This is a genomic window from Pleionea sp. WD8-19 (genome assembly GCF_055326765.1).
Genome location: NZ_JBUZOU010000008.1, coordinates 189,390 through 205,449 on the forward strand (window position 1 = coordinate 189,390; position 16,060 = coordinate 205,449).

14 protein-coding genes are annotated in these 16,060 nt (G+C 41.3%); 12 read left to right on the forward strand and 2 right to left on the reverse strand.

The annotated features are described in order from the left end of the window. Window positions 1–21 precede the first annotated feature (21 nt). Window positions 22–564, reverse strand: coding sequence for a DUF2062 domain-containing protein (locus tag ACTUJY_RS12030; protein WP_463616336.1), 543 nt, complete (start codon window positions 562–564; stop codon window positions 22–24). A gap of 79 nt (window positions 565–643) precedes the next feature. Here ACTUJY_RS12030 and ACTUJY_RS12035 point away from each other — a divergent pair, with 79 nt between their 5' ends. From ACTUJY_RS12035 to ACTUJY_RS12070, 8 genes are read left to right on the forward strand one after another with little or no spacing between them, the layout of a single operon-like run. Continuing rightward, window positions 644–3,010: a DNA internalization-related competence protein ComEC/Rec2 gene (locus ACTUJY_RS12035; RefSeq protein ID WP_463616337.1), complete on the forward strand. Its 2,367-nt coding sequence runs from the start codon at window positions 644–646 to the stop codon at window positions 3,008–3,010. Window positions 3,011–3,037: 27 nt separating this feature from the next. Further along, entirely contained in the window at window positions 3,038–3,661 is a 624-nt protein-coding gene (locus ACTUJY_RS12040; RefSeq protein ID WP_463616338.1) for a MotA/TolQ/ExbB proton channel family protein, read from the forward strand. A gap of 9 nt (window positions 3,662–3,670) precedes the next feature. Beyond that, complete coding sequence (locus ACTUJY_RS12045; protein ID WP_463616339.1) at window positions 3,671–4,093, forward strand: ExbD/TolR family protein; 423 nt, start codon at window positions 3,671–3,673, stop codon at window positions 4,091–4,093. Beyond that, window positions 4,090–5,826, forward strand: coding sequence for a lipid A export permease/ATP-binding protein MsbA (gene msbA / locus ACTUJY_RS12050; protein ID WP_463616340.1), 1,737 nt, complete (start codon window positions 4,090–4,092; stop codon window positions 5,824–5,826). The genes ACTUJY_RS12045 and msbA overlap by 4 nt, the downstream gene beginning before the upstream one ends. A gap of 14 nt (window positions 5,827–5,840) precedes the next feature. Beyond that, a complete protein-coding gene (lpxK, locus tag ACTUJY_RS12055) occupies window positions 5,841–6,869 on the forward strand; it encodes a tetraacyldisaccharide 4'-kinase (protein ID WP_463616341.1) in 1,029 nt (342 codons plus the stop codon). Continuing rightward, window positions 6,866–7,060, forward strand: a complete 195-nt coding sequence (locus ACTUJY_RS12060) for a Trm112 family protein (RefSeq protein WP_463616342.1) — start codon at window positions 6,866–6,868, stop codon at window positions 7,058–7,060. Before lpxK ends, ACTUJY_RS12060 begins: the two co-directional genes overlap by 4 nt. After that, window positions 7,060–7,806 carry a 3-deoxy-manno-octulosonate cytidylyltransferase gene (kdsB, locus tag ACTUJY_RS12065; protein WP_463616343.1) on the forward strand — a complete coding sequence of 249 codons (747 nt, stop codon included), beginning with the start codon at window positions 7,060–7,062 and terminating at the stop codon, window positions 7,804–7,806. The genes ACTUJY_RS12060 and kdsB overlap by 1 nt, the downstream gene beginning before the upstream one ends. A gap of 2 nt (window positions 7,807–7,808) precedes the next feature. Beyond that, window positions 7,809–8,291 (forward strand): low molecular weight protein-tyrosine-phosphatase, encoded by a 483-nt coding sequence (locus tag ACTUJY_RS12070; protein WP_463616344.1) that lies wholly within the window; start codon window positions 7,809–7,811, stop codon window positions 8,289–8,291. 28 nt (window positions 8,292–8,319) lie between these two features. Here ACTUJY_RS12070 and rne read toward each other — a convergent pair whose 3' ends face one another. Then, complete coding sequence (rne, locus tag ACTUJY_RS12075) at window positions 8,320–11,310, reverse strand: ribonuclease E (RefSeq protein ID WP_463616345.1); 2,991 nt, start codon at window positions 11,308–11,310, stop codon at window positions 8,320–8,322. Between the two features lie 555 nt (window positions 11,311–11,865). Here rne and rluC point away from each other — a divergent pair. The 4 genes from rluC (at window position 11,866) to ACTUJY_RS12095 (ending at window position 15,755) form a co-directional block, all read left to right on the forward strand. Further along, window positions 11,866–12,801, forward strand: coding sequence for a 23S rRNA pseudouridine(955/2504/2580) synthase RluC (gene rluC / locus ACTUJY_RS12080; protein WP_463616346.1), 936 nt, complete (start codon window positions 11,866–11,868; stop codon window positions 12,799–12,801). Continuing rightward, entirely contained in the window at window positions 12,798–13,442 is a 645-nt protein-coding gene (locus ACTUJY_RS12085) for an HAD family hydrolase (protein ID WP_463616347.1), read from the forward strand. Before rluC ends, ACTUJY_RS12085 begins: the two co-directional genes overlap by 4 nt. 495 nt (window positions 13,443–13,937) lie before the next feature. After that, window positions 13,938–14,915 carry a GGDEF domain-containing response regulator gene (locus ACTUJY_RS12090; RefSeq protein WP_463616348.1) on the forward strand — a complete coding sequence of 326 codons (978 nt, stop codon included), beginning with the start codon at window positions 13,938–13,940 and terminating at the stop codon, window positions 14,913–14,915. 474 nt (window positions 14,916–15,389) lie between these two features. Beyond that, window positions 15,390–15,755 carry a hypothetical protein gene (locus ACTUJY_RS12095; RefSeq protein WP_463616349.1) on the forward strand — a complete coding sequence of 122 codons (366 nt, stop codon included), beginning with the start codon at window positions 15,390–15,392 and terminating at the stop codon, window positions 15,753–15,755. Window positions 15,756–16,060: the final 305 nt, after the last annotated feature.

Sequence of the window (16,060 nt, forward strand, 5' to 3'; positions counted from 1 at the left end):
TTTTCGGTTGTATGAATCGATTTAAGCCGCGGAACTATCCTGACTGCGGTTTGCTCGTTTTAATGCGCGGGTTTTCCATTGGTTTATTACGTGAATGCGCCAGAATAAACGAATGCCAAAGTGACCAATTAACGCACTGACAACGCCGCACACCAAACAACCTAGCAAGAATGGTTGCCAAATCGCTCCCAAACTGGTTTGTAACCATTCCCAGCTGAGTTCAAAATTAAACTCCTGAGAGACCTCCGGGAAAAAAAAGGTGCCAACATAATAAGCGAATCCGAAAATTACCGGCATGGTGAGTGGGTTGGTTAACCAGACGAGCGCCACGGATAATAACAGGTTAGCACGAAACAAAATGGCTCCGCCCGCTGCCAAAACCATTTGGAAAGGTACTGGGACAAATGCGCAGAACAACCCGAGTGAAAAGGCATGTGCGACCGAATATCGAGTCAAGTGCCAGAGTTGCGGGTCGTGAAGTGCGTGACCAAAAATTTTTAAGAAACGATTATTTTTTACGGATGCTGGATCCGGTAAAAATCGTTTTATAAGCTTACGAGCCATAAAAAGTCAGTGTCGATACGAGATTGGGTTATTGTAGCCTTGGTAATTACTTTTTTTCTACCATTTAAAAGGATTGTTTGTGCGTAGTTATGCGTTAGGATTTTTGCTGGGATGCAGTGTGCTTTGGACACAGACGGAGTTAATTCCTTCGGTAATATGCTTGGTGCTCGCTATCACAGGCTTGCTTTTACGTTTCTACGTGAAATTATTGCCGATATATCAACCACTTTTAAATTTAGCGCTGAGCTTTGTGATCGGTGTGAGTTGGGCAAATTTTCAAGCAGGGATTAGATTAGAATATCGACTGCCCTTGGTTGATAAACGAGTCGAGTCGAACATTAGTGGAAAGATTTGCTCATTACCTGAATACACTTATGGCAATGATAAGAATATTGGCGATCATGCAAATACAAACGTTGAGCGTAAAGTCGCGAAGAAAATCAGTTTTTATTTGTGTCCGGATAAACATTTATTCGGACTCAGAAAAGTCCACTTGTCTTGGTATTTTAGTGATCAAAAGATTCAACCGTTACAGCGCTGGGCATTTGAAGTAAAGCTAAAACCGCCTTTTGCGTCGCTTAATTCAGGCGGATTTGATTTTGAACGATGGGCACTGGTCGAGGACATTGATGCGGTAGGCTATGTCCTTTCGGCGAAACAGCTCGACACTCATGACTCTGAGTTTTCAATGGCTAAGTGGCGATTTCAGGCCATAGAAAGCTTTCGTCAACAACTCGAATCAAGTCAATATACGGGTTGGCACTTGGCGTTAACGTCAGGCTATCGTGCCGAACTTACCGGGTTTGATAGAGAACTTTTGCAGCAGTCAGGAACCGCTCATCTTATTGCTATCTCAGGATTACATGTTGGTTTGGTCTTTTTGTGGGCTTATTGGATTTGCAGTTGGTTATGGCGACGCAGTGTGCGTTTTTGTGAATGGATCCCAGCAAACAAGGTCGCTTTAATCGTTGCTTTTTGTACAGCGTTCTTCTTTTCGTTGATGGCAGGGTTTGATACGCCAACTCAACGAGCATTAATTGCGTTAGCGGTTGTTTTGGTTGGTCGGTTGATATTAGTGCAGTGGTCTTCTTATTCGGCTTTAAGTATTACGATCATTGTAATGCTGTTGGTGGATCCCCTGGCCGTTTTAAACGAAGGATTTTGGTTGTCGCTGGTTGCTATTTCAATTATTTACTGGGTTTTACAGGGAACAAAGGAACCTCCTTTATTACAGTGGATAAAGTTGCAACTCTATTTATCTACAGCGATGTCTGTTTTAAGCGGATTGTTGTTCGGTAGTTTGAGTATCAATGCAACCATGGCCAATTTACTCGCTATACCGTTAGTTAGCTTTTGGGTGTTACCTCTCGACTTAATCGCTTACACCGGTCATTCGGTGTTGCCCAATATGGCTCATTGGCTGATTTACTTTTCTGACTTGGCATTAAGCCAATTGATTGTATTTTTACAATTTTTAAACCGTTTCGTATCGCCAGTATATTTAAGTCATGCTGCTGCACTTTGGCTATTAATTTCTGTAGCAATTTTTTATTTGTTGATTCGTTTCCGTCACCCTGTCTTTGTTCATTTGTTTTCCGGTTACTTGGTTATCTTGACCATTTGTCAGCTAGTAGCGAACAGCGGTGATGAACTGCGTGTTTATTTTTTAGATGTGGGGCAGGGGCTCAGTATTGCGGCTCGTTATCAAGATAAATGGATGCTGTATGACCTAGCCTATGCCGATGAACACTACTCGGGAGTAAAGGCACATGTGTTGCCGTTCTTGCGCGCCCATGGCGTTTCGGAACTTTATAGGTTATTCGTCAGTCATAGTGACCGGGATCATTCAGGCGATCTCGATCATTTTCTAAAAGTCATGCCGGTAAAATATAAAGTTATGGGAGAACCTCTGGAAGGTCATCCTGCAAATTGTACTCATCAAAAAGAAAGAATTAATAAGTTGCAATTAGAATGGTTTTCAGCCAACACATTAAATAATGAACAATCGTGGGTTGGCAACAATGCATCCTGTTTACTAAAGCTGAAAATCGGAAGTACTTCCGTATTATTAACCGGTGATATCGAGAAAAGTGTCGAAGCAGTGATTTTGGATAAATACCCTCAATTTTTGAAAGCGGATATTGTTTCAATGCCACATCATGGGAGCAAGACATCTTCAACTTGGTCATTTGTCATGCAAAGTGAACCAAAGGTTGCCATTGCCAGTAGTGGGTATTTGAATCGATTCGGGCATCCTAAACCCGATGTTGTTGAGCGTTATCAGCAGGCGGGATCATTTGTTATTCGAAGTTTCGAAACCGGCACTATCGAAATTACGATCTCGGAGACTGGAGTCACCCAGATCCAAAACTATCGACGGCAACAGGGGCGGTTTTGGAATCATGGACCATTCAGCAGAAATTTAGAAAAGAGTATGGTAAATTAGCGCAACTGATTTTTCGGGAGTTTATTTGTGTTATTCGACATTATAAAAAACGGCGGATTTGTTATCTGGCCTATTGTGATTTGTTCCGTAGCTGCATTGATTATTTGCATTGAACGCTTCTGGACTTTACGTCGTTCACGTATTACACCACGGCATTTGGTGGCACAAGTCTGGACCTGGATAAAAAACAATCAGCTGGATAAGAAAAAGCTGAAATCGCTAAAAGACTCGTCGCCTCTGGGCGAAATACTGGCTGCAGGAATTGTCAACCACTCCTATGGCCGAGAAACTATGAAGGAAGCGATACGAGATTCTGGCCGCCAAGTTGTGGTTGGGCTTGAGCGTTTTCTGAATACATTAGGGACCATTGCGGTGATCACACCTTTATTAGGACTTCTCGGTACGGTAATTGGGATGATTAAAGTATTCACCGTCATTACCATACAAGGGGTCGGCGATGCGAATGCGTTGGCAGGTGGTATATCGGAAGCGTTATTAACCACGGCAGCAGGTCTTACCGTTGCAATTCCAGCACTTATTTTTCATCGGTATTTTGAGCGTAAAGTCGATGAGCTGGTTGTTATTATGGAAGAAGAAGCGCTCAAAATGGTTGAAGTATTACACGGCGAACGTGACGCCTTAGAAAAATAAGGAGTTGCCGTGTTTCATGCTCGAAGAAAGCAAGAGATCTCAGTAAACTTAACACCGTTGATCGATGTGGTTTTTCTGCTGTTGATCTTTTTTATGGTCTCCACTAGTTTTAATCGAGAAACGCAGATCAAGCTGGAACTGCCTGAAGCCAGTGGTGATCCTCTGGAAACTCAAGCGGAACTCATTGAAATCAGTGTGGACAGTGAAGGGCGTTATTTTGTAAATGCAAAGCCTATCGTAAATACACAACTCGAAACGTTAATGAAAGCGATTGATATTGTGAGTCAAGGCAATAAAAAGTTGCCTGTAGTGATCAGTGCAGATGCTAACGCGCCTTACCAGGCTGTGGTTACTGCTATGGATGCTTCTCGTAAGTCTGGCTATTTTAATTTTACAATGGCCACCCGTAAGCCAAAGGGCGATAAACAGTGACCACTCCCAGTGGATGGCAAACTTATAAGCGGCTGTTACGATATACCAGTCGCTACAAGTTTATTTTTATCGTTGGCTTATTGTGTACGGCGATTTCTTCTTTGATCGAAGTCGGACTTATCGCTCAGTTCGAAACTTTAATTGATAATCTTCTGGCCAACTCCGATACCGTATTATTGCGTTGGACGCCGATTATCATTGTCTTGGTGATTATGCTGAGAGGGTTAGCCACTTTTCTTTCGACTTATTGCATGGAATGGATAGGACGACGAATCGTACACGAACTTCGGTTAGATTTATTCAAAAAGTATTTGGTTTTTCCAATCGATTATTTTGAAAAAAATAATACCGGTGATTTGGTTTCGAGAATTACTTTTAATACTGAAACCGTTTCACACGCGACAACGCAAGCCATTACGACTTTAGTACGAAGTATTGCTGGTATAGGCGGTGCTTTGTTTTATATGTTTTCTACCAGCCTTATTTTAACATCGACTTTTCTTATTGTTGCACCAATGATTGCCTGGGTGGTCAATGTTACGGCGAAACGATTCCGAAAAATCAGCCATAACATGCAAGACAGTATGGGGCAGGTAACTCAGGCAACACAGGAGTCGGTTGAAGGCATAAGAGTTGTGAAAGCCTTTGGTGCGAACGATTACGAGTTTGATAAGTTTGAGCGCGCCAGTAATACCAATCGACAGCAGTCGATGAAAATGGTGATTGTAAAAGCATTTTCATCACCTTTTATTCAGCTTATTGCAGGTATCGGAATTGCGATAGTGTTTTGGGTTGCTGTGGAACAGTTTCTTTCCGGTAAGTTATCTAACGGTGAGTTTGTCACTTTTTTTATGCAAGTGATGTATTTGTTAAAACCACTTAAAGATTTGTCGAACGTTAACAATATTTTGCAACGTGGTATTGCAGGCGCCGAAAGTATTTTCCAAGAAATCGATAAAGACAACGAAGTGGATGCTGGTAAAAAAAACCTGACTAACTGTAAAGGAGAAATATCCTTTAATCAGGTTGGATTCGCTTACGACAATAATGTTCCTGTATTAAAAAATATTAATTTACAAATAAAGCCGGGGGAAACAGTTGCCTTGGTTGGCCCTTCTGGTAGCGGCAAATCGACTTTGAGCAATCTGTTACTAAATTTTTATCGTCCATCGCAAGGTCAAATTTTGTTTGATGGTCTTCCACTTGAAGAAATTTCTTTGCAGTCGTTACGATCTCAGATTGCTTATGTATCACAACAGATAGTTTTATTTAATGATTCGATTAAAAATAATGTAGCTTACGGTAATTTATCCGGAAAAAGTGATAAAGAGCTGGATAAAGCAATTGAAAATGCTTATTTAACAGAAGTGATAGAGTCTTTAGAAGAGGGACTTGATACTAATGTTGGTAACGCAGGTTCAAAGCTTTCGGGAGGACAGCGTCAGCGAATCGCAATTGCCCGTGCTTTACTCAAAGATGCACCAGTTTTAATTTTGGATGAGGCAACGTCTGCATTAGACAATGAGTCCGAGAAAAAAATTCAACAAGCTCTTGACGTTTTAATGAAGAACCGGACCACGCTAGTGATTGCGCACCGGTTATCCACAGTTGAAAATGCCGATAAAATTGTGGTTTTAAAGCAAGGTGAAATTTGTGAAACCGGAACCCATAAAGAGTTACTGGCAAAACAAGGTGAATATTATCGTTTATATGAAATGCAATTTTCCGAGTGATTTCGAGCGTTAAAATGAATGGAAAATTGCAAAAGTTTTGGTACCGTCAATCCGGTTGGCGTTGGCTTTGTTATCCTCTTCACCTAGTTTTACTCTGTCTTACCAACTTTCGCCGCTGGCTTTATCGGCAAGGTATCTTAACTTCAGGAAAAGTTTCTACGCCCGTCATCGTTGTTGGCAATATAACGCTTGGTGGTACCGGTAAAACACCATTCATTACTTGGTTAGTACATCACTTACAAAAGCATAATAAAACGCTTGTAATCGTGAGTCGAGGATACGGTGGTCATAGCCCAAGTTATCCTATTGAAGTTGATTCTTCGACAAGCGCCGTGCAATGCGGTGATGAACCCAAAATGTTATTTGAACGATTGCGGGTTCCGGTTATAGTCGATCCGAATCGTTTCCGAGCGGCACAACTTGCGGAAAGCAAACACGCTCCAGATTTTATAATCAGCGACGATGGTATGCAGCACTATGGATTAGGCAGAGATTTAGAAATTTGTATTATCGATGGACTTCGTGGCCTGGGTAATAAGTTGTTAATGCCAGTTGGACCTTTAAGAGAAGGCGAGGGACGCCTCCGTTATTGCGACCTGGTTGTTCAAAATGGAGAAGGAAATCAATATCAGTATCAATTTATAATCCTGCCACAAAAATTGGTAAATCTTAATAGTTGTGAGAATATTTTAATTGAACATATTCCGAAATTTATTAATGGTAAAGACGTTCAAGCGATTTGCGGAATTGGAAACCCGGACAAATTTGCAAACACGCTAAAGCAAATAGGTATATCTTACCAAATGACTGTTTTTGAAGATCATCATAATTTTAAGCCAGATGACTTTGAAGGTTTAAGCCGTTCAATCATTATTATGACGGAAAAAGATGCAATCAAATGCAGAAATTTTGCTCAGCCAAACTGGTGGTATTTGGAAGTTGGTGCAGAGCCTAACTCGCAATTGGTTAAAAAAATTGATAATGCGTTAGGATTGAAACCCATCAACGACAATCCTGCGGAAGCAATTGAGGCGAAACAATGAAAAAAGCACTGTTTGATATTTTGGTTTGTCCAGCTTGTAATGGCAAACTTAAATTAACAAAGGATCGCACCACACTGGTTTGCACCTTCGATAAATTTGCTTTTCCAATCAAAGACGACATCCCTTGCATGTTAATCGATGAAGCCGAGCGATTGGATTCGGACAAAATGGATTCGATGGAGTTTCTTTGATGAACTTTCATGTGATTATTCCAGCTCGCTATGACTCCAGTCGATTGCCAGGAAAACCCCTAGCGGAAATTCATGGTCTTTCAATGATTCAACGAGTATATCTGCAAGCAGAAAAGTCGGGAGCGCACAGTGTGGCGGTTGCTACTGATGATAAACGTATTGTCGACCATGTTCATTCATTCGGTGGAAACGCAATCATGACAAGCGGTGATCATCAATCTGGAACGGATCGAATTTATGAAGCATGCCAACAATTAAAAATTAACAGCGATGAAATGATTGTTAATGTACAAGGGGATGAGCCTTTTATTCCGCCTGAAAATATTACACAAGTTGCGAATTTATTAGAACCTGAGACAGCGGTAATGTCTACGCTGTGTACTCCAGTCAAAGACGACTCTGAAATACAAAATCCTAATGTGGTAAAAGTGATTACCAATAAAAAAGGTCAAGCTATTTATTTCTCTCGCGCAACCATTCCTTTTGATCGAGACAACGCGTTTAAAAATAAATCCGTTCATTTCCGTCATTTAGGTATCTATGGGTTTAAAATGAAATTTTTAGCTCAGTTTTCTCAACTGCCAGAGTCGCAACTTGAGCAAATTGAAAAGCTGGAACAATTGAGAGTTATCGAAAACGGCTATCCAATTGAAATTGCAGTGGCGTGTATTGCTCCTCCACCAGGCGTAGATACTATTGAAGATCTTGGTAACGCCCGTCAAATAGCAAAGACACAAAAAGGTTAACTATGGATAAAGTCTCACTGCTTTTTGTTTGCATGGGAAATATATGTCGTTCGCCCACGGCTGAGGCCGTATTTCGGAAATTAAGTCACGATCATCAAATTGCTGACTGGGTGACTATCGATTCGGCAGGCACTACTGGATATCATGCTGGGGAAGCTCCGGATCGAAGAGCACAAAAGGCCGGAAAACGGCGCGGTTACGACTTAAGTAATATACGCGCGCGACAATTTGAAATGGTGGACTTTCAGCGGTTTGATTTGATTCTTGCAATGGATCAACAGAATATTTCGAACTTGAGAGCCCAAGCCAGTCGCGAACATATTCATAAAATTAAATTATTTCTTGAGTTTTCAGAGCAGACTGCCATAAAGGAAGTTCCTGATCCTTATTACGGTGGTGACGCTGGTTTTGAGCAGGTTATACATTTAGTAGAGAGTGCTTCGTTGGGCTTAATCAACTACTTGAAACAAAAACGGGAAGCTTAAGCTTCCCGTTTTTAATAATCCCTAAAAATTAGAATAGGGTGTTCTGTTTATTAGAGTCGCCTTCAACTTCTTCACTGATTTTGTCGTTTTCCGTTACATCTTTTGATTGGTTGCCTTCAGAAGTTTCATCAGAAACTTGTGTTTGGCTTACGTCTGGTGACGAGTTAACTTCCGAATCTTGAGGCAATGTATATTCAGAGTGTGTACTTTGATTCACTGAGTCATCATCCGATGGATTATTTTCGTCTGAAGACGGGCTTTTATCATGTGTTTCAACATGCGGTACTTTGCTTTTGGACTCACTGACTTCAAGTGAAGCTATTGAAGCTTTTGCCATTGGGCTGGTACTGCTAGACGCTGCTTTTTCTTCACTGAGTTTATGGGTAACTGGAGTACTCAGGTTAGCATTGCTTACGTAGTTGAATTCAGCAGGTTTTAATTCACCAATTGAAGCAGGCTTCGCCATTGGGCTTTGCGCATGCCCTATAATAGGCGAGCTTTGTTTGATTTCCGACTTAACTTCTTTCGCTTCTACCATCATTGGTTGCTGCTTTGATACTTCCGGGTTAGCTTCCGAAGTATCCGTTTCATTTGGCTTAGATTGAGCTTCAACAACAGGCTTTTCCACTTCTTTAACAGCTATTGGCGCTTGTTCTTGCTTTTGCTCATTTGAGCGAGAGATTTGTTCGTTATCGGACTGTGTATCCTTGGAAACCTGCGCTCGAGTGTTTTCTGACTCAATGGGTGTTTTCGTTTCCGCAGTGGGTGTGGTTTTCGATGTGTAATCACTCACCTGTTTTTTACTGACTGTCGCCGTATATTCAACCTGTGCTTCTTTCAATTTTTCAGGCTTTTTTCCAGTTGTTGCGGTAGGCGATTGAGAAGATGAATGAGTTTTTAACTCAGCAGCAACCTGTTGATCGCACTGTGGTTTAGATTCCGTTACAGCGTTTTTGTTGGATTCAGCAATTTCTTTGTTTTTTGCGCGAGCTTCTTTTTGCGCTTCTATGCGCTCGGAACGAGGTACTCGCTCTTCGCGTTTTTCCTGTGGCTGTTTTGTTGGCCGTTGTGATTCTTTTTGATAAGTGTCTCGACTTTCGGATCGTTCTTGTTGACGTCCGCCTTGACTGCGTCGGCTTTGTTGACCAGTAGGTTTTGTCGAGCGAGTCTCGTCTTGTTGATCGTTACGGTTTGCTCCTCTACGACCACCTTGACTGCCTCGGCGTCTTCGCTGACCTTTACCACCTCGTTGTTGTTGCCCACTGCGACGGCCTTTACCGTCACGTTTGTCGTCGTGCTTTTTCTTTTTCTCGTCTTCTGATGAACCGAAAAGAAACTCGACTATGCGCTTGAGTAATCCAGGCTTGGACTTTTTCTCGTCATCCTTTAAGGCTGTTTTTACCGGAGCCGGTGCAGTAGGCGCTTGAATAGTTTGTACAGCCGGAACTTCTGAGCTGACTTTCGAAGCGGGTGGAACGTAAGCTGCTGATTTACTCTCTTCTTCGGAGGTTTGGATTTTCAATTCGAAACTGCGCTGATCGGTCACATCTTCTTCACGTAAACGCAGAATTTCGAAGTGTGGTGTTTCTAATTCGGGGTTCGGAATTAATACGACTTTCACTCGGCGCCGCTTTTCTATGGCAGCAATGATTTTACGCTTCTCATTTAATAGGAACGTAGCAACTTCAACAGGAACAAAAGCCTGTACTTGAGAAGTGGACTCTTTGGTTGCTTCTTCTTCAATTAAGCGGAATATTGATAATGATAAGGATTCGATACCCCGAATTCGACCAACTCCACTACAGCGTGGGCAGGTTTCTTGACTGGACTCTCCCAAAGATGGCTTCAAGCGCTGACGCGACATTTCTAATAAGCCGAAACGAGAGATACGGCCAATTTGTACTCGGGCTCGATCTTGCTGTAGTGCTTCATTGAGCACTCGTTCGACTTCGCGCTGATGTTTTACTGGCGACATGTCAATAAAGTCGATAACGATTAGGCCTCCAATATCACGCAACCGTAATTGGCGCGCAATTTCTTGTGCTGCTTCGATATTGGTGTTCAGTGCCGTTTCTTCAATGTCAGATCCTTTCGTGGCACGTGCCGAGTTAATATCAATCGAAATCAGTGCTTCGGTAGGATCGATAACGATTGAGCCACCAGAAGGCAGTTGCACTTCACGCTGGAATGCGGACTCGATTTGCGACTCTATTTGATAACGATTAAAAAGAGGAAACTCGCGGTCCGTATAAAGTTTTACCCGGTTGACAAAGTCCGGACGGATGAGTTGTAAATGTCGTTGAACTTTATCGAAAGCATCTTGCTTATCAATTATGATCTCACCGACATCCGGTCGCAAGTAGTCTCGCACTGCGCGAATCATCACGTCACTTTCTTGATGGATGAGAAACGGCGCTGCTTGTGCCGCTGCGGCGTCTTGAATGGCTTGCCAAAGATTGGTTAGAACTTTTAAATCCCACTGCAGTTCTTCGGCACCTCTGCCAACACCTGCAGTTCGGACAATACAGCCCATACCCCTAGGGACTTCTATGCTGCGTAATGCTTCTTTCAACTCATCGCGTTCATCACCTTCTATTCGGCGAGAAATACCCCCAGCCCTTGGGTTATTTGGCATTAAAACGACGTAGCTACCTGCCAAACTGATGAAGGTTGTCAGCGCAGCGCCTTTTTGCCCTCGTTCTTCTTTATCGATTTGAACGATCAGCTCCTGACCTTCTTCAACGACATCTTTAATGTTTAAGCGACCACGAAGGGATGAATCTTTAAAATAGCTTCGAGCAATTTCTTTTAGAGGTAAAAAGCCATGGCGTTCAGCACCATAATCAACAAAGGCAGCTTCTAAGCTGGGCTCTATGCGAGTGATTTTACCTTTGTAAATATTTGCTTTTTTCTGCTCGCGACCGGGTAATTCAATATCCAGATCGTATAGGCGTTGACCATCTACCAGTGCAACTCGCAGTTCTTCCTGCTGAGTTGCATTTATTAACATACGTTTCATTGTTGTAATATCTCTCGTTTTTACTGTGTGAGCAGACGTTAGGCGGGAGGAGTTGGAGGGAAATTACAGGATCAAGCAAACACACTTAACCATGCCTTTAATGCCAGCTATGACTTTAGTGTGTGTAACTTATTGAAAGTATTCACTATGTATTACTTTCCTTGATAGCGTTTCCTATCAATCGACAACGTTTAATGAAGTCTATTTATTAAACGGGTCTAAAATTCCTGCGTGTTGCTCGGCGCTTTTTCGGCTCAAGTCTTACACACGCCTTTCCAACTGTTCTCCAGGCTATTGCCTGCGAATTATTGTGCTTGGTGTTAAAAACTTGCAGCTCATGACATTATTTCATGACAGCTTCTCAATTTAGCCTGCTTAAAAATCATTCATTTTTAAGGCTACAAGTGTTAAATTTCTCTATATTTTCAAGGCATTTCGCCAATTTCATTCAACTCACGAAATATAGCAGGGATGCGCTGCACCATCAATTTATTTATTAATTAATGGTAGAATAGTCGTCTAATAAACCTATGATTTGCATAAAGAATAGTCAAGTTGAATAAAGTCCAATTAATTACCATCAACGAAGATCACGAAGGTCAGCGTATTGATAACTATTTGGTAGGGATTCTTAAAGGGGTCCCCAAAAGCCATGTGTATCGAATTTTGCGTAAGGGAGAGGTGCGTGTTAACAAAAAACGCGTTAAAGCTCCCTATAAATTGGTTGCAGGAGATGTGATTCGTGTACCGCCGGTTCGTGTAGCCGAATCCAGTCGTGCACCCATTAATGTCAATCTCGACCGAGTAAAAGAGCTTGAGCGACACATCATTTATGAAACCGATGGCTTACTGGTAATGAATAAGCCTGCTGGTATAGCAGTGCATGGGGGCAGTGGGTTATCGTTTGGCGTGATTGAAGCACTTAGAGAGCTCAGGCCCGATGCCCGATTTCTAGAGCTGGTTCACCGTCTTGATAGAGATACCAGTGGTTGTTTACTTGTGGCAAAAAAGCGCAGTGTACTTCGTTATTTGCATGAGCAATTACGTGACAAAACCATGCATAAAGAGTATGTCGCATTAGTAAGTGGTAAGTGGCCAAAACGAACTAAGCGAGTGGATGCTCCTTTGAAGAAAAATACTTTGAAGTCTGGCGAGCGGATTGTAAGGGTAGATCAAGAGGGGAAGCCATCCTGTACTGTTTTTTCTATTGAAAAATCATTTGATAATTGCACATTGGTAAAATGCAGCCCAATCACCGGCCGAACGCATCAAATACGGGTACACTCTCAGTTTGTAGGTTGTCCGATTGCCGGCGATCTTAAATACGGCGACGAAAGCTTTAACGAACACTTGAGAGAGCATTTCGAGTATCAAAGGCTTTTTCTTCATGCGTGCAAGTTGGCGTTTAAAGAAAAGCGTGATGGCAAAAAAATCACAGTGATGGCTGAGTACGACGACGCTTTATCCGGGCTGTTGGAGCAACTGAAATGAAGCAGGTAAAAAACATTATTTTCGATTGGGATGGCACTTTAATGGATTCAACACCTCGTATTGTAGCGGCTATGAGAGCGACAGCAGAAGTGTTGAGTTTACCGGTTCCAACGGAAGACGCCGTACGCCATATTATTGGATTGAGTTTGGAAAAGTCGTTTGAACTTTTATTTCCTGATTCCGACAAAAGTATGTATCAGCCTTTGTATGAAGAATATCGGTTTCAATATGTGGAAGGGAAGCATGTTGAGTCGCCACTGTTTGAAGGAACAGTAGACGTATTGACCAACCTTAAGACCAATGGATTTCATTTAGCGATTGCTACTGGAAAAGGGCGTCAGGGTTTGACGCGTGTACTTAACGAAGTTCAGATAGCGCATTTGTTCATGGATAGTATCTGCGCAGATGAAGCTCATTCGAAACCGCACCCTGATATGCTTTTTCAATTAATGAAGCGAAATAACTGGCAAGTCGAAGAGTGTGTCATGGTGGGTGATACCGCTCACGATTTGGAAATGGCACGCAATGCGGGCATGAAAGGTATTGGCGTTTCGTATGGGGCGCATCATGTTGACAAGTTACATCCACATCAACCAGTACAGGTACTTGATGACGTCCGGGAATTGCTTACTTTGTTTTAAATCCTACCATTGACTATAAAAATTAATTAAGTTTAACTCCGGAATAGTCAATTTGCAGTTAACGTTTACTGTCAATTAATGAACTCAGATCGCGTCGACCAATGTATTGCGATTTGAAAGTAATGAGAGTAAACAGAATTGGAATCTACATTTTTGACTGGTCGCAAAAATACAGGGAGTAATACAGAAAAGAGTTTGTCTGCTCAAGGTTGTATACAAAAAGCTTAACACGTTTAATTTTATGCTTCATAGGGATTATATTGTAATGGTTTATTTTTGGAAGGAGTATCTCGTAAGAGGATATTGATAAGGTGATGTGACGATAAATACCGTTTTTGATATTAAAACGTAAACAGGAATCATGCAGTTAGAGTGAATAATTATTTGAAAAAATAGCGTAATAGACCTTTCTATTCCTATCTCGCAAAATTATGAAAGTGGGCCTAAACTTTAACATTCCTGATAGCGTGTTATTTAAGCAGTCAAAAGTCAGTTATGACCACCATGCTTCCATTAAAACAGCGCTCCATTCTTATCATCGATAATGAAGTTGAAGTCGTGAATGCATTAAGTCGGTGTTTGGTGCCTACGGGTCATAATCTTTATAAAGCCACTTCGGCAATACAAGGCATTAAAATCATAGAAGAAAATACGATCGACTTAGTTATTTCAGATATGAAAATGCCAAATATGTCGGGCTCCGAACTTATGTCCATTATCGCGGAAAGCTGGCCTTCTGTAATCCGGATTGTCATTACTGGCCAACCAGACAATAGAGAAACGGTAAATGCAATTAATAGGGGGCAAATTTCCTATTACTTTAGTAAACCATGGGATAATGCCCAAGTACGCTTGATCGTAAATCAACTGCTCTCAAAAAAAGAGCTTGAAGAAGAAAAAGAAGCCATCGAAAAAATAACCAGACTCCGTAACAATGAATTAATAGAACTGAATAATCGCTTACAACAACTATCCATTACCGATCCGTTGACTGGAATTTACAATCGTCGTTACTTTAATGACTGTTACCAAAAAGAGTTTGCACGGGCTAATCGAGATGGAAAAAAGCTAGCATTGATTATTTGCGATATTGACTATTTTAAACAATATAATGACTCACTTGGCCACGCAAAAGGTGATGAATGTATTTTGAAAGTAGCCAATGTAATCAAGCATTTATTTCGACGTGCCAGTGATGTGCCGGTTCGCTACGGTGGTGATGAATTTATGGTACTGATATCAGGTGTGGTCAACGAGCAGGAGGTGGTGCTCGTTGCTGAAAAGCTTCGGAAAATGGTATTTGAAATTAATTTATCCCATCCAAAATCCAAAGTTGCCAATCGAATTACGGTGAGTGTTGGCGTCGCGGTCGTTAAACCAAGTCAAAATATTGATAGCTTACACCTTGTACAGCTAGCGGATAATGCTCTCTATAAAGCAAAAGAAAAAGGACGAAATCAGGTTTTTAATTGAGACTTTCAAACGCAATGGTTAAATGAATTTCTATTTCGATAAGCGCATCAGTCAAATTATCAGCGTATGATGATTTTGAACACTTTACGATTACACACAACAATGGATATTTACTCGAAATTTAGATATAAGAATTCACTTTGTCATTCCAGATGGGAAGTAAAATATCTCAAGCTATTTGGCCTTAATGCAGAGAAATGTTGATGAGTTAAAACGTTTGCATTAAGTATCTTAATCACGAGATAGAACATAGGAAAGTCGGTAACAAAAGGCGGATAATCTCATAAATCCAACTCTATTAAAACTTAGCGACACAGTCGGCAATCTCGCACATTTCTATTCATCATACGCCTAATGTTGTTCAAATTATGTGCTATATAATTGTTGCATTCTCAGGTATTGATCTGTCAAGGGAAAACTGTGTTGTCTGTGATCATGCCTAAACTTGAAAAGTAACTCGGTGAGGAGTTCGTTATGAAATGTTTAAAGTGGTTGGTTTTTACTGTTTTGGGATCCGTTACATTAAACGTTACAGCCAATTCAGAAGAAGTTGAAATGTCCATTCAGCAAAAGCTGTGTGATTCCGTTAAACAGGATAACCCCAGTCAACTTTATGCCTTAATTACGAGCCGAGATGTTCGACTATATACGAACTATAAAAGCATTTATTGCCAACCGGATGGTGAGTTTAGCGGAGGCAGTTTGTTACAAACCGCCGAAGTATTTCAGTCACTTCAAGTTTTTGATTACTTAATTCAGTCCATAGCTTTGGACGATATTTTTTGGGAATTCCCAAGCGAGCTGACAACACAGGAACAAAAGGTTTTAGTCGCCAAGTAATGCTGGAATATTCAAATACTGGACTACGCGAATTAACGTTTAAGTTCGGGGGGGCATAGTTTTGCATCCCGAACTTTCAACTCATTGGAAACACTTTAAATTAAGGAAAGTTGTTTCGGCATTCCGTTCGTAAAATCATTTGCATTCAATTCTGGCTTTGCGAATTGATTAACTCCTTGCTTGGTAGTGTTTAGAAATCTGTGTCATTTCAGTAAACTGTTAAAAACAGGAATGACCTATGACTCAAGAATTCGACTTTAATAAAGCATTAGAACAACTTCAATCAGGTAAGGCGCTGACCGGTG